Here is a 13338-nt window from a genome sequence, read left to right as displayed (position 1 = left end):
CCGGCTTGCCGGCGAACAGGCCCTTGAGCCTTGCGCCGCTCTGGCGGGCGCGTTCGCTGGCAAGCTGAACGCCGCCCGGCCAGCTCCTACAGGAGGAGGGCGGTGCCTATTTTCTGGCGACAATCACCGCGCGCATCGGTGCGGGCAGGCCTTCGATGGTCTTGCTGTGGTCATTGGGGTCGAGGAAATCGCTGAGGGACTGGTACTTCATCCACTCGGTGCCGCGCTGCTCCTCGATGCTGGTCACGCTCACATCCACGCAGCGCACGTCGCTGAACCCGGCGCGCCGCAGCCATAGCTCCAGGGCCGGCACCGAGGGCAGGAACCACACATTGCGCATCTGCGCGTAGCGGTCTTCCGGCACCAGCACCTGATGCTGATCGCCCTCCACCACCAGGGTTTCCAGCACCAGTTCGCCACCCTTGACCAGGCAGTCCTTGAGCGCCAGCAGATGCTCGATGGGCGAACGCCGGTGGTAGAACACCCCCATGGAAAACACCGTGTCGAAACCTTCCAGGTTGGCCGGCAGGTCTTCGAAAGGAAACGGCAAGTGCCACACCGAGGGCTCCGACAGGTAGCGCTGCACCGCCTGGAACTGGCAGAAGAACAGCCAGTTGGGGTCCACGCCAATCACGCTATGGGCGCCGGCGCCGAGCATGCGCCACATGTAGTAGCCATTACCGCAGCCGACATCGAGGATGCGTTTGCCTTCAAGGTTCAGGTGCGGTGCGACCCGCGACCACTTCCAGTCCGAACGCCATTCGGTATCCACGTGCACGCCGAACAGGTCGAACGGGCCCTTGCGCCACGGTGACAGGCCCATCAGTGCGGTACGCATCTGCGCCCGGGTGGCGTCGTCGCAGTCGGTGTCCAGGCGCAGGCCGTTGATCAGGTCGACTTCGCTGGGCTGGATCTTCGGCAACGCGTCGAGGGCGCTCTGCCAGCGCTCCAGGTCGCCATGGCCCTTTTCCATCTTGGCATCGAGCTGGGCTTGCAGGCCGTTGGCCCATTCGGCCAGGGGCGTGCCCGCCAGACGGCGAGCGAGGGGAGACAGATCAATCATGGCAGGGCAATCAACGAGGCAAAATTAAGACACTGGAACCACGGCACGACTTTCGAGAACCCGGCGGCCAGCAGGCGTTCGCGGTGTTCTTCGAGGCTGTCGGGCTTCATGACGTTTTCGATGGCGCTGCGCTTCTGGGCAATTTCCAGTTCGCTGTAGCCGTTGGCGCGTTTGAAGGCGATGTGCAGGTCGGTGAGCAGGGCGTGTTCCTCGGTGTCGTTGAAGCGCAGCTTCTCCGAGAGGATCAGCGCGCCGCCGGGCAGCAACGACTGGCGGATGCGCCCGAGCAGGGCCAGGCGTTGCTCCGGGGCGATGAACTGCAGGGTGAAGTTCAAGGCCACCACCGAGGCCGGCTGGAACTCCAGAGCCAGGATATCGCCTTCGATCACCTGCACCGGCAGCAACTCCTGGAACATCGAATCCTGGCCGTTGAGGTATTCCCGGCAACGCTCGACCATGGCCGCCGAATTGTCCACGGCGATCACCCGGCAACCGTCGCTGCGCACATGGCGGCGCAGGGCCTGGGTCACCGCGCCCAGGGATGAGCCCAGGTCGTAGAGCACGCTGTTGGGCTGAGCAAACTGCGCGGCCAGCACCCCGAGGTTCTCGACAATGGTCGGGTAACCCGGCACCGAGCGCTTGATCATGTCCGGGAACACCCGCACCACATCCTCGTTAAAGGCGAAGTCGGGCACCTGGGCCAGGGGCTGGGCGAATAGGCGGTCGGGTTCTTTGCTCACGGCATTTCCAGCGATGGAGATAAAAAGAGGGCGGCATTGTAGCCGCTGGCGCAGGCTGCGATAAGGCCCGCAGGGCCTTCAGGAGCGCAAGGGCGACGCAAGGTGTGATGCTGTTCGCCGGCAAGCCGGCTCCTACAGATTGTAGGGACCGGCCTGTCGGCGAAGGTAGGTCAGCGCGGCTTCTGGCTGAACGCCGAAGCGGCGATACCCCACTGGCCCAGCCAGTAGAAAATGATGATCAAGTAGGGCGCGGCATCGAAGGCCACCACGAAGCGGCTGATGCCAATCAGGCTGTCGGAGAAGGCAAAGCTCAAGGCGCCCACCGCGGCCAGGGCCGCCGAGCGCGTGGGCACTGTCGAGCCCAGGCGTGCCAGGGCGCGCCAGAGCATGGCGCTGATGGTCAGGGCGTAGACGATCACCGGGATCAGCAGCGGGCCCAGGCCGTGGGAAATCAGGATGCTCAACAGCCCCGCGCCAATGGCCAGTGCCACCACCAGCGGCAACAGCGCCAGGCGCCGACAGTCGCAGAGATAGGCCTTGAGGTAGGCCAGGTGCGCCACCAGAAACGCCCCGAGGCCGAACACGAACAGGTCCGAAGGCCAGGCCAACAGCACGTCCCCCAGCACTGAGAACAACAGGCCAATGGCGATCCAGCGGCGATAGTCCCCCGGCGGCGCATCGTGCAACCAGCCCAGCAGGGCCAGTACCGGCAACGGCTTGACCAACAGGCAGAGCAACGTGGCGTGCACGCTGATCCCGTAGATGAAGGTGGCGGCGCCCATTAGCGCAAGAATCAGCCAGCCCATGTCAGTTGACCGTGATCGAGCAGTCGAAGGCTTTTACCGGTGCTTCTTCCGGTGCCCAGGGTTGCTGATAGGTCAGCAGCAGTCGGCCCTGGCCGCTGGCGAACGCCTGGAAACGCCAGGTGGATTGACCACCGCTGCCCACCAGACCGGTGTTCTCGGGATTGCTGTAGACCTCGGGGCTGACCTTGCGCAGGATGCCGCCGGCCGAATCCTGGATTGCCCAGCGATAGCCCGTGGTGGGATTGCTGGGCAGGGTCAGGGTCAGGGTTTGCCCGTTGTGCAATTGCAGGGGGCATTGGCTCTGGTTTTCCACGGTGACGTTTTGCTTGGGCTGGCTGGCGCAGGCGGCCAGCAGGGCGAGGCTGAGCAGGGCAAGCAGGCGAGGTGCGGACATGGGTCAGGAAGCTCCGATCATTCGTGACGAACGGCGAGCATAACTGAAGATGATGGGCGGTGTGGGTCGGGGGACGGAGGTTGGCGCTTATGGCCTGTTCGCCGGCAAGCCGGCTCCTACAAGGGACAACCTGTAGGAGCCGGCGCCAGCGAAGGGATTTAGAACAGCACCTTGGCCACGTCGGCAAAACGCTTGGCGAAATGCACGGTGATGCCTTCCTTGAGGTAGTCCGGCAGTTCCTCGAAATGCCCGCGGTTGGGCTCCGGCAGGATCAGCTCAAAGATCTTCTGGCGCCGCGCCGCGATGACTTTCTCCCGCACCCCGCCAATGGGCAGCACGTGGCCGGTGAGGGTCAGCTCGCCGGTCATGGCCACGCCTTTTTTCGGCGGCTGGTTGCGTGCCAGGGACAGCAGGGCGCTGGCCATGGTCACCCCGGCACTCGGGCCATCCTTGGGCGTGGCACCTTCAGGAACGTGCAGGTGGACGAAGGCTTCGTCGAAGAACTTGCTGTCGCCGCCGAACTGCTTGAGGTGCGAACTGACGTAGCTGTAGGCGATCTCCGCCGACTCCTTCATCACATCCCCCAACTGACCGGTGAGCTTGAAACCACGGTTGTGGGTATGAATCCGCGTCGCCTCGATGGGCAGGGTCGCGCCGCCCATGCTGGTCCAGGCCAGGCCGGTGATGACCCCGGTGCCGCTCAGGACCTGCTCGTTGCGGAACACCGGCATGCCCAGGGAGGCCTCCAGATCCTTTGTCCCGATCTTGATGTTTGCATCCGGCTCGTCCAGCAGCTTGACCACCGCTTTGCGCACCAGTTTGCCCAGTTGTTTCTCCAGTTGGCGCACCCCGGCTTCCCGGGCGTAACTGTCGATCACGGCGCGCAGGGCACTGTCGCTGATGCTCAGGCTGCTCTTGGCCACACCGGCTTTCGTCAACTGCTTGGGCCACAGGTGGCGCTTGGCGATGGCGAGTTTTTCCTCGGTGATGTAACCCGACAGGCGAATCACTTCCATGCGGTCGAGCAGCGGCCCGGGGATCGAGTCCAGGGTGTTGGCGGTGCACACGAACAACACCTTGGACAGGTCCATGCGCAGGTCCAGGTAATGGTCGAGGAAGTCGACGTTCTGCTCCGGATCGAGGGTCTCCAGCAGGGCTGAGGCCGGGTCGCCCTGATAGCTCTGGCCCATCTTGTCGATCTCGTCGAGCATGATCACCGGGTTCATCACCTCCACTTCCTTGAGGGCCTGCACCAGCTTGCCCGGCTGGGCGCCGATGTAGGTGCGGCGGTGCCCCTTGATCTCGGCTTCGTCGCGCATGCCGCCGACACTGAAGCGATAGAACGGCCGCCCCAGGGATTCGGCAATGGACTTGCCGACACTGGTCTTGCCCACGCCTGGCGGGCCCACCAGCAGTACGATGGAGCCGCTGATCTCGCCCTTGTAGGCACCCACCGCGAGGAATTCGAGGATGCGGGTCTTGATGTCATCGAGCCCGGCGTGGTGCTGGTCGAGCACTTTGCGCGCGTGCTTGAGGTCGAGCTTGTCTTCGCCATAGACGCCCCAGGGCACAGCGGTGGCCCATTCCAGGTAGTTGCGGGTCACGGCGTATTCCGGCGAGCCGGTTTCGAGGATCGACAGCTTGTTCATTTCCTCGGTGATGCGCTTCTGCGCCTGGGCCGGCAGGACCTTGCCGCTCAGTCGCTGCTCGAACTGTTCCAGGTCGGCGCTGCGGTCATCCTTGGTCAGCCCCAGCTCCTGCTGGATCACCTTGAGCTGTTCCTTGAGGAAGAATTCGCGCTGGTGCTCGCCGATCTTGCGGTTGACCTCGGCGGAGATCTCTTTCTGCAGGCGCGCGACCTCGACTTCCTTGCGCAGCATCGGCAGGACTTTCTCCATGCGCTTGAGCATCGGCACGCAGTCCAGCACCTCCTGCAACTCGTTGCCGGTGGCGGAAGTCAGGGCGGCGGCGAAGTCGGTCAGGGGCGAAGGGTCGTTGGGGCTGAAGCGGTTGAGGTAGTTCTTCAGTTCTTCGCTGTACAGCGGATTGAGGGGCAGCAGCTCCTTGATCGCGTTGATCAGCGCCATGCCGTAGGCCTTGACCTCATCGGTGGGTTCGCTGGGCTGGTGCGGGTATTCGACTTCCACCAGGTAGGGCGGCCGGTGGTGTTTGAGCCAGGTGCGGATGCGTACCCGGGTCAGGCCCTGGGCGACGAATTGCAGCTTGCCGTTCTCGCGGCTGGCGTGGTGGACCTTGACCAGGGTGCCGTACTCCGGCAACGCGGATGTATCGAAGTGGCGCGGATCTTCCTGGGGGGTATCCATGAAAAACAGGGCCAGGGAGTGGTGGTCGGATTGGCTTACCAGCTCCAGGGTTTCGGCCCAGGGTTCTTCGTTGACAATCACCGGCAGCACCTGCGCCGGGAAGAAGGGACGATTGTGAATCGGCATGATGTAGACCTTGTCCGGCAGATTCTGCCCGGGCAGGGCCAGGCCGGTGCCATGGGCACTGGGCTGTTCGGTATTTTCCGGATCGAGGTACTCACGTGGATCTTCGGGAAATGCTTGCTGGTCGCTCATGAAGGCTCCTGCGCGATGGGCTATGCAGGTTAGATGGGGCAGGTCGAGACGGGTTTCAATGGGAAACTGGTTTCAGCTTTTTTCCGAGCGGCCCTCAACTGTCCGTTGAGGCTCTGTCCAGACGTGTGGTGTGGACGCTGTGGACGTATTGGACGGCGTTGACGGACATCAAATGTCAATAAAATGACTTGGATGTCACCTGTTTTATTGCGTGATCTTCTACAGTTTGAGGATTAATCTGAGTGTCCGGAATGTCGGAGTGAAATCGGCATTTATTTGACGCGCGCATTCAGCTTCTTAGAGGGATGGGTATGAAGAACGGATTTTTCAGCTCCCGGCGGCCGTCACCCGCGCAGGTGCTTTTCCGGCCCGGCGGGCGATCGGAGTGGATGAGAGCAGCCCTATGAAGTGGCGCCGAACCTTTCAGGCAAGGATTGTCGGGGTGCTGGCGCTGTTGCTGTTGGTGCTGATTGGCGCGGTGTACTTTGCGGTGAAGACCGCCACTACTCACGCAGTGGAGAAGCAGGCGCAATTGCAATTGAAGATCGGCACTCGCGTGTTCGAGCGCCTGCTCGACCTGCGGGGCCGCAATCTGCAATACGGTATCGACTGGCTGGTGGTGGATTCGGAGTTTCACCGCGCTGTGGTCAGCGGCAAGCCGGTGGACATCCTCGCGTCCCTGGCGCAGTACCGTGGGGGTATTCGTTCCAGCGAGATGTTCGTGCTCAGTCCCGAGGGACGGGTAATCGCCAGTACGCTGGCGGACATTGCCAGGGGGCAGCCGTTTCCCTATGACCGGGCGTTGCGCCGAGCGCAGCGGCACGACACCCACATGCTGTTCGTTGCGATCAAAGGCCGCCCCTATCTGTTGGTGCAAGGTGAAGTGCTGGATTCGCTGCCCGTTGCCCGGGTGGTGATGGGCTTTCCCATGGATGAGCTGTTCGCCCGGGAACTGCGTTCCATGAGCAACCTGGAAGTCTCATTCCTGACCGTTGACGGCGAGCACCCCGGAGAGTTGTTCAGCACCCAGCCGGAGTTCTTCTGGTCGCCGATCATCAATGTCCTGCGTGACTCGTTGTGGCAGTCCCTGCCGCAGATGAGCGAAACCCATGGCCAACGCTTTCTCAACCAGGCACTGCAACTGGCCAATACCGGGGATGCCCACGATCCACGGGTCATGGTCTTGTTGCAGAGCCCCCTGGAACAGGCACTGCAAGCCTTTGCGCCACTGGACCGGGAGTTCCTGTGGATCGCCATGGTGGCGCTGGTGATTTCCCTGGTCTTCGCCCTGTTGATGGCTCGGCGGGTTTCGCGGCCCCTGGAAGACCTGGCCCAGGCTGCCCGACGTATCGGTGCCGGCAACTATCAGGCCACGGTGGCCATCAAGCGCAGCGACGAGTTCGGTGTGCTGGCGGATGCCTTCAACGCCATGCAGAGCGCCATTGCCACCCGTGAGCGGCAACTGGCCCACAACGCCCTGCATGATCCCCTGACCGGGTTGCCCAATCGGGCCCTGGCCATCGAGCGCCTGAGCCAGGCCATCGCTGCCCGGCGCAACGTGGTGTTGCTGTACCTGGGGATCGACAACTATCGGGCGATCAACGAAGGCTTTGGCAATGAAGGGCTGGAGCAGATGATGGGGGAGCTGAGCCGGCGGCTGCGTGATGTGCTGTCCCAGGGCGATACCGCGGCGCGGATCACCGCCAGCGAGTTCCTCCTGCTGCTGGAAAACACCGAGCTCGATGGCGCCATTGCCATGGCCGACCGCCTCCATGACCTGTTGAGCCGACCCCAGCTGATTCAGGGGGATGAGGTACGGCGCCAGATCTGCATGGGCATGGCGGTGTATCCCGCCGACGGCAAGTCCGCCGAAGAGCTGATCAGCCGTGCCGCGATCGCCCGCCACGATGCAGCGCTCAACCCCGGTTACCTGCAGGTCTACCAGCAAGACCGCGACCTGGCTCATCAGCGCCAGATCAGCCTGATCCGTGACCTGCGTCGCGCCGCCGATGGCGAGCTGTTCCTGCTGTATCAGCCCAAGCTGGATCTGCGCCGGGATTACCTGCACCAGGCCGAAGCCCTGCTGCGCTGGCGGCATCCGGTATTTGGCGTGGTGTCGCCGGCGGAGTTCATTCCCCTGGCCGAGCGCACCGGCAGCATGCACAGCCTGACCTCCTGGGTCATCGAGGCTTGCATTCGCCAGTTGGCGGAGTGGAACCGCCGGGCTTTGCCCGTGCGCCTGTCGCTGAACATCTCCGCCAGCGACCTGGAGGACGACGGCCTGGAAGTCCGGGTCAGCCAGTGCCTGGAGCGCTATCAGGTGGCCGCTGAGCAACTGGTGTTCGAGATCACCGAGAGCGCCATCATGCGCCATCCGGAACAGTCGCTGGCGGTGCTGCAGCGCTTGCGTGGCTGCGGCATCAGTCTGTCGGTGGATGATTTTGGCACCGGCTATTCATCCCTGGCCCAGTTGCAGCGTCTACCGGTGCAGGAGTTGAAGATCGACCAGTCCTTTATCCGCAACCTGGACGAAACCAGCGGTGATGCGGTGATCGTGCGCTCAACCATCGAAATGAGTCACAAGCTGGGGCTCAAGGTGGTGGCCGAAGGGGTGGAGTACGAGCATTGCCTGAAACTGCTGGAAAGCTGGGGCTGCGACACGGTCCAGGGTTACCTGATCAGCCGGCCGTTGCCCGCCGAGGCCTTCGAGCATTGGATGTTGAAGTCTCGGGTGTCCAGCTGAAGGGGCTGGATGGCCGGCGGGGAGCCGGCATCCAGGGTTGGGGCTTTCAGAGGGTGGCCGACTCGGCCTTGGTCAGCAGGCTGTGCAGCTCCGGCTCGATGCCTTCTTCACTGAGGTTGTCCATGATTTCCAGGATACAGGGCGCATAGCGCTGCTCGATGGCAGCTTGCGCCCAGTCCAGCTCATAGACCGCCATGACCCGTACATCCAGGTAAGGCGAGTCTGCCAGCAGGCGTTTCAACAAGGCGATGGCCGGTGCCGTTCGCAACTCGCCCAGGGAGACGGCGCAGCGGTGCTGCCAGTACTCGGGCCGGGACAGCAGTGTCTCGCCGAGCCGTTGCCATTGCGCCGGGGTAAAGGCGTGAAGCACGCCCTTGGCCACCTGTTCGGTGGTGTATTCGTTCCAGTTGGTGGCTTCCGAGTCACCGAACCAGTGGTGCAACCGATCAAATAGTTCATCACGTTCATCCGTATTCATGATGTTTTTCTCCTGCGTGGGGCGGCCGCGCCAGCACGCTGTTCCTGGCGTGCCGCCCAATGCCATGGCGTTTATACAGGCGTGCCAGGACCGATGCTGCCTCATTTGCGCCAAGCTTCCCAGCGTTAAAGGTGCAACCGGGGCAAACAGCCGGTGCAGCGCCGGAGGCGACTCTCTGGCATGGGTGCGCGAGCCTGTCCCGGGTTACCAGGCCCCGGCGAACTTCACCGCAGCCGCTGCCCGTGAGGGCACCTTCAGGGTGTGCAGCAGGGACGAGACATGGATGCGAACGGTGAACGGCGAGATATCCAGCTCCCGGGCGATTTCCTTGTTGGTCTTGCCCTGGGCGATCAGGCGCAGCACTTCTTGCTGGCGGGTGGTTAGCTGGCTGATCTCGGCGCCGGCATCCAGGGGCAGCAGCAAGCCGGAAGGTGCGTACTTGACCACCACTTCGCCCTGGCGAATGGCCTGGATTGCCTGGCCGATCTCCTCCGGGCTGATGCTCTTGCCGATAAAACCGTCGGCACCAGCGGCCATGACTTCGCCGATCAGGTCCTGGTTGTCCACCATCGATACCACGATGAGCGAGGTTCGGGGCAGCTGTCGGCGCAGGTCGGCAATCAGGCTGACCGAGGTCAATCCGGGGAAACGCAGGTCCAGAATCAGCGAGTCCGGCTCCTCGCCGGTCAGGGCCAGGGCCAGTACCGCCGCCAGGTCGCCAGCCTCTTCGAGCAGGGCGTCGGGCAGCAGGCGCTGGAGGGTGCGCAGCATGCCCTCGCGGAATAGCGGGTGGTCGTCGGCGACGATAATCCGGCATGTCATGTCGTGAAACTCCTTGAAACATCCAGTCCTGCGCGCATGCTAACTTGACGCGCGGCGTTGTAACTGGCCGCTGGTCGTGTTCGATACACGGTATTGCCGAGCGGCAAAAGACCACGGCAACACAGATTGCACAAGGAGGTGATTGCATGAACGTTGAGAAGGACAGCGAACTCGACCAGGCCACCCTGCGGATTATCGTGGCCGGGTGCGCCCTGGTCTGGTTTACCGTGATCGGCTTTCTCCCGGGGCAGCAGGTCGCCCCTTATGTGCCGGTGATGATCTACATTGCCCTGTTCATGCTGGGTTCGATCCTGCTGCGCATGGCCATTGCCCGCTGGCCCGGGCATTACCCGGCGCGGCGCATCCTGGGCATGGTCTACGACTACACCGGCACCTGTTACGGCTTGGTGGTAGGCGGCGAGGGGGCGCTACCGATTTATGCGGTGATGGTCTGGGTGAACTTGGGCAATGGCATGCGTTTCGGCTCGCGCTACCTGGCCATTGCCACTGTTCTGGCGCTGTTTGCGCTGTTCATGGTCTATCTGCTGACCCCGTATTGGCAGGCCCAGCCCTACATGGTGCTGATGCTGATGATCACCAGCACGGTGATTCCGGTGTACGCCCACATCCTGCTCAAGCGCACCCGTCTGGCTTCGGAAGAGGCGATTGCCGCCAACCTGGAAAAGTCCCGATTCCTGGCCCAGGCCAGCCACGACCTGCGCCAGCCGATCCATTCCATCGGCCTGTTCACTGCTTGCCTGCGCGAGGCCAACCTGGGGGGCGAAGAGCGGCGGCTGGTGGACAACATCGACCGTTCGCTGCTCAACGTGTCGCAGTTGTTCCGTTCGATCCTCGACCTTTACACCCTGGACAACGGACGCGTGCAGCCCAAGTACGAAACCGTGCACCTGGGGGAGTTACTGCGGGATCTGGTGCGCCAGAACGCCGAAGCGGCGCGCTGGGCGCGGGTCGAACTGCGCTTGCGCCCCTGCAGTTACTGGGTGCGGGTTGATCCGGGGTTGTTGGCGACCATGGTGCAGAACGTGCTGTCCAACTGCTTCAAGTACGCCGCAGAACGGCCGGTGCTGATCGGTGTGCGCCGTCGTGGACAGGGCCTGGCCATTGTCATTTATGACCAGGGCCGGGGCATCGCCGAGGAGCATCTGCCAAAGATCTTCGATGAGTTCTACCGGGTCCGCCAGGTGCGCGACAAGGACGTCGAAGGCGTTGGCCTGGGCCTGTCCATCGTCAAGCGCCTGGGGCAGATGACCGACCTGCAGGTGACGATCCGTTCGCGGGTCGATCACGGTACTACCGTCAGCCTGCATGGCTTGGTATTGGCCGCGCCGCAGCGTTTGCACAGCCGTGACGAAGCGGTGCAGAGCGGCTTGCTGACCGGGTTGCGAGTCTGTCTGGTGGAAGATGATCGTAACGTCCTGCTGGCCACCTCGGCGTTGCTGGAACGCTGGGGCTGTGTGGTCCAGGCCGAATCGAGCGGGGAGAATCTACTGACCGATTGCGACATTATCGTCGCCGACTATGACCTGGGCACCCGCGCCTCGGGCATCGAGTGCATCGACAGCATTCGCCAACAACGGGGTTGGGAAGTACCAGCCTTGATCATCACCGGACACGACCTCGAGAAAATCCACGCCGCCCTGCACGACCGCAACATCGCCATCCTCTCCAAGCCGGTGCGTCCGGTGGAACTGCGGGGCACCTTGCGGGCCCTGCGCGAGACGCCGCTGGCGTCCAGTCACAGGGCCGTGACGCAAGAGGCGGCTACCAGGTCCGGCACGGGATAAGCAGGGGATAGTTGGTCATGGTCAGCTTCTTGTTCTCGCCACTGGCGAGTTCGACGAAGTCATCCAGCATGCCTGAGTACGAAGAGATCGAACTGCGCTCGGTGTAGTAGTGGGTGGTCACCGGCCCGTAGTTGGTGTTGCTCTGGCCGGTGCCCACGTACTCATTCCAGCGGCTGGTGCCGTACACCATGTCTTGGCCCTGGACGAAGTAGCGGCCCGGTTGCAGCCCCGTGAACTGGAAGATGCCGTTGCCGTTGGTCCGGGTCACCCGGTGCACGGCCACGGCCTCGGGTGCCATGCTCACCGGCGCGCCCTCGGGCTGGGACCTGCGCAAGTCATGCCAGGCCTGCAAGTGCGGGGTGACCGGGTAGAGATAGATCTCCACATTGCCACTGTTCTCGATGCCGTCGTTGCCGACGATGCAGAACTTGCCGGTGAGCGTTGCGTTGCCGGGTTGCAGGGCGGCGCGCGCGGCCTGGGTATCGAAGGGGACGGTGGGGTACTGCACGGTGGGGATCTTTACCGGCGGGTATTCGTCCAGGGTTCGTCCCTGGCGCGGCGCGCAGGCACTCAAGGCACAGGCGAGCAGGACTGTGCCTGCCACCATGAATAAGCGGGAGTTCATGGGTTCAGAACCTTTGCAGAGGTTGCAGTGTTCGCGCGACACAGCCCTGCCATGGCGCAGTGGCCGGTGGTCGCCGCGAACCTGGGTAGTCAGGGACTGCCGGCTTACTGCTTGGTGCACTGGGCGGGGAGCGCTACTGCGCCGCCCATGGTGGCGAAGGCGACCATGCCGCCGCTGGGCAATACGCAGTCATATTCGCCGTTGCTGGTGCTGGCAGTGAAGTAGGTCTGGGACGCGTCGCTGCGTACGTTCGAGACCGTGCTCACGGGCTTGCCGAGGGTGGTCTGGGCGCGGTTCTTGAGGTCGTCGTTGCTCGGTTTGGCGATGGCGCAACCGCCCAGGGCGAGGGCCAGGACGCTGAGCAGGGTGAGAGGACGGACGCTGGAATGGAGTTTCATGATGAATCTTCCTTGGTGTTGTTGTGTTTTCAACGGCGCAGCCGCTCCCGACACCGCAGAACGGCGGTGTTGGAGGAGAGCGGGTGGTTGCTCGGCACTATAGCCCCGGCCTGGGGGAGGGTCGATTAGCACAAATGGGCTAATGTCGCTTTGCAATTACGGGGCGCAGGGGGGCGGAGATCAGGGCGGCTTGATGGGCCCGGCGGGGTGAGCCGGGCCCGGATCAGGGGTCAGGTGAGCAGTTGTTCCTGCAGGCGCCGGCCCAGCACATCGAGCAGGTCGCAGCCGTCGCGCAGGGGGATGACGCACAGCTGGGCGAAGTCCTGGAGCAGGGCGGGATTGCTCTGCAGGTTGTCGTGGCTGGCGATGTTTTCCAGCAACTGGGTGGCCGCGCGGATGCGGTGGGCGGCGGCTTCGTGGAGGGCGTCCAGCGGGGCCTGGGTGTCCACCAGCAGGGCGGGGATGTTGTAGTCGTTGCTGGTGAGGGGCATGTAGTGCTCCACGTTTTTATCCACTGTATCGATGGGTGGATCGGGTGTGATTTTCTTCATTGGTCTGCTTCCTAACGTATGAGTCGGAGTCGCCAAAAATCACTTCCACGTAATTAGGTGGCGGCTGTACGCAGGTGTGGAAGACCGGGACGTTAGGCACCCGGCGCACTCAAGAGTGCCCCGCGCACAGCCACCATAAAGTGCAGGCTACAAACATGCCTGACGGTTGCTGGTGCTTTGCGCGCCTAACGATATAGGGGCTTCCACACCCCTGTCACTGAATTTGCAATGACCCCCAGACCTTAAGGGCATCGCCTTGGAGGGACAAGGTGATGCAATTGGACGCGAGTTGTAGGAATTTTCGGTGATCGCGGTTTGAGGGGAAGGGGGGGGA

At 63.1% G+C, this 13338-nt stretch carries 12 protein-coding genes; 2 read left to right on the top strand and 10 right to left on the bottom strand.

The genetic code is table 11. The features are described from left to right. Nucleotides 1–106 precede the first annotated feature (106 nt). The 5 genes from cmoB to lon all read right to left on the bottom strand — a co-directional run bounded on the left by cmoB (nucleotide 107) and on the right by lon (nucleotide 5582). The gene (gene cmoB / locus KHO49_RS23655) at nucleotides 107–1063 is read right to left on the bottom strand and encodes a tRNA 5-methoxyuridine(34)/uridine 5-oxyacetic acid(34) synthase CmoB (protein ID WP_102880790.1); all 957 of its coding nucleotides are present in this window, start codon (nucleotides 1061–1063) and stop codon (nucleotides 107–109) included. Next, nucleotides 1060–1803: a carboxy-S-adenosyl-L-methionine synthase CmoA gene (cmoA, locus tag KHO49_RS23650; protein ID WP_102880789.1), complete on the bottom strand. Its 744-nt coding sequence runs from the start codon at nucleotides 1801–1803 to the stop codon at nucleotides 1060–1062. Before cmoA ends, cmoB begins: the two co-directional genes overlap by 4 nt. Nucleotides 1804–1973: 170 nt before the next feature. Continuing rightward, nucleotides 1974–2609, bottom strand: a complete 636-nt coding sequence (locus KHO49_RS23645; protein WP_102880788.1) for a lysoplasmalogenase — start codon at nucleotides 2607–2609, stop codon at nucleotides 1974–1976. 1 nt (nucleotide 2610) lies between these two features. After that, nucleotides 2611–3003, bottom strand: a complete 393-nt coding sequence (locus tag KHO49_RS23640; protein ID WP_102860427.1) for a protease inhibitor I42 family protein — start codon at nucleotides 3001–3003, stop codon at nucleotides 2611–2613. A 158-nt stretch (nucleotides 3004–3161) separates the two neighbouring features. Next, entirely contained in the window at nucleotides 3162–5582 is a 2421-nt protein-coding gene (lon, locus tag KHO49_RS23635; protein ID WP_249735708.1) for an endopeptidase La, read from the bottom strand. Between the two features lie 403 nt (nucleotides 5583–5985). On the opposite strand from lon, the gene KHO49_RS23630 reads away from it, so the two are divergent. Beyond that, complete coding sequence (locus tag KHO49_RS23630) at nucleotides 5986–8325, top strand: putative bifunctional diguanylate cyclase/phosphodiesterase (RefSeq protein ID WP_213665893.1); 2340 nt, start codon at nucleotides 5986–5988, stop codon at nucleotides 8323–8325. Nucleotides 8326–8371: 46 nt separating this feature from the next. Here KHO49_RS23630 and KHO49_RS23625 read toward each other — a convergent pair whose 3' ends face one another. Continuing rightward, nucleotides 8372–8803, bottom strand: coding sequence for a hypothetical protein (locus tag KHO49_RS23625; protein ID WP_102880785.1), 432 nt, complete (start codon nucleotides 8801–8803; stop codon nucleotides 8372–8374). Between the two features lie 204 nt (nucleotides 8804–9007). Beyond that, nucleotides 9008–9625 carry a LuxR C-terminal-related transcriptional regulator gene (locus KHO49_RS23620; RefSeq protein ID WP_102860431.1) on the bottom strand — a complete coding sequence of 206 codons (618 nt, stop codon included), beginning with the start codon at nucleotides 9623–9625 and terminating at the stop codon, nucleotides 9008–9010. Nucleotides 9626–9771: 146 nt separating this feature from the next. Here KHO49_RS23620 and KHO49_RS23615 point away from each other — a divergent pair, with 146 nt between their 5' ends. Then, on the top strand, nucleotides 9772–11430 hold the full coding sequence (locus tag KHO49_RS23615) for an ATP-binding response regulator (protein ID WP_102880784.1): 1659 nt from the start codon (nucleotides 9772–9774) through the stop codon (nucleotides 11428–11430). Here KHO49_RS23615 and KHO49_RS23610 read toward each other — a convergent pair. The 3 genes from KHO49_RS23610 to KHO49_RS23600 all read right to left on the bottom strand — a co-directional run bounded on the left by KHO49_RS23610 (nucleotide 11408) and on the right by KHO49_RS23600 (nucleotide 13004). Beyond that, complete coding sequence (locus KHO49_RS23610; protein WP_213665892.1) at nucleotides 11408–12055, bottom strand: carboxypeptidase-like regulatory domain-containing protein; 648 nt, start codon at nucleotides 12053–12055, stop codon at nucleotides 11408–11410. The two genes, KHO49_RS23615 and KHO49_RS23610, sit on opposite strands and share 23 nt — an antisense overlap. 104 nt (nucleotides 12056–12159) lie before the next feature. Continuing rightward, nucleotides 12160–12453, bottom strand: a complete 294-nt coding sequence (locus KHO49_RS23605) for a hypothetical protein (RefSeq protein ID WP_102860434.1) — start codon at nucleotides 12451–12453, stop codon at nucleotides 12160–12162. 230 nt (nucleotides 12454–12683) lie between these two features. After that, a complete protein-coding gene (locus KHO49_RS23600) occupies nucleotides 12684–13004 on the bottom strand; it encodes a hypothetical protein (protein WP_102880781.1) in 321 nt (106 codons plus the stop codon). Nucleotides 13005–13338 lie beyond the last annotated feature (334 nt).

The organism is Pseudomonas sp. RC4D1 (assembly GCF_018390395.1).
In the GTDB taxonomy this organism is placed as follows: Bacteria; Pseudomonadota; Gammaproteobacteria; order Pseudomonadales; family Pseudomonadaceae; genus Aquipseudomonas; species Aquipseudomonas danubii.
Note: the sequence above shows the minus strand (reverse complement) of the source record. Positions and strands in the feature narration are given on the sequence as shown.

What these genes read in the sequence shown, in the direction of transcription:
- cmoB (WP_102880790.1), bottom strand. Translation starts at nt 1,063, where the DNA reads ATGATTGATCTGTCTCCCCTCGCTCGCCGTCTGGCGGGCACGCCCCTG.
- KHO49_RS23645 (WP_102880788.1), bottom strand. Translation starts at nt 2,609, where the DNA reads ATGGGCTGGCTGATTCTTGCGCTAATGGGCGCCGCCACCTTCATCTAC.
- KHO49_RS23640 (WP_102860427.1), bottom strand. Translation starts at nt 3,003, where the DNA reads ATGTCCGCACCTCGCCTGCTTGCCCTGCTCAGCCTCGCCCTGCTGGCC.
- lon (WP_249735708.1), bottom strand. Translation starts at nt 5,582, where the DNA reads ATGAGCGACCAGCAAGCATTTCCCGAAGATCCACGTGAGTACCTCGAT.
- KHO49_RS23630 (WP_213665893.1), top strand. Translation starts at nt 5,986, where the DNA reads ATGAAGTGGCGCCGAACCTTTCAGGCAAGGATTGTCGGGGTGCTGGCG.
- KHO49_RS23625 (WP_102880785.1), bottom strand. Translation starts at nt 8,803, where the DNA reads ATGAATACGGATGAACGTGATGAACTATTTGATCGGTTGCACCACTGG.
- KHO49_RS23620 (WP_102860431.1), bottom strand. Translation starts at nt 9,625, where the DNA reads ATGACATGCCGGATTATCGTCGCCGACGACCACCCGCTATTCCGCGAG.
- KHO49_RS23615 (WP_102880784.1), top strand. Translation starts at nt 9,772, where the DNA reads ATGAACGTTGAGAAGGACAGCGAACTCGACCAGGCCACCCTGCGGATT.
- KHO49_RS23610 (WP_213665892.1), bottom strand. Translation starts at nt 12,055, where the DNA reads ATGAACTCCCGCTTATTCATGGTGGCAGGCACAGTCCTGCTCGCCTGT.
- KHO49_RS23605 (WP_102860434.1), bottom strand. Translation starts at nt 12,453, where the DNA reads ATGAAACTCCATTCCAGCGTCCGTCCTCTCACCCTGCTCAGCGTCCTG.
- KHO49_RS23600 (WP_102880781.1), bottom strand. Translation starts at nt 13,004, where the DNA reads ATGAAGAAAATCACACCCGATCCACCCATCGATACAGTGGATAAAAAC.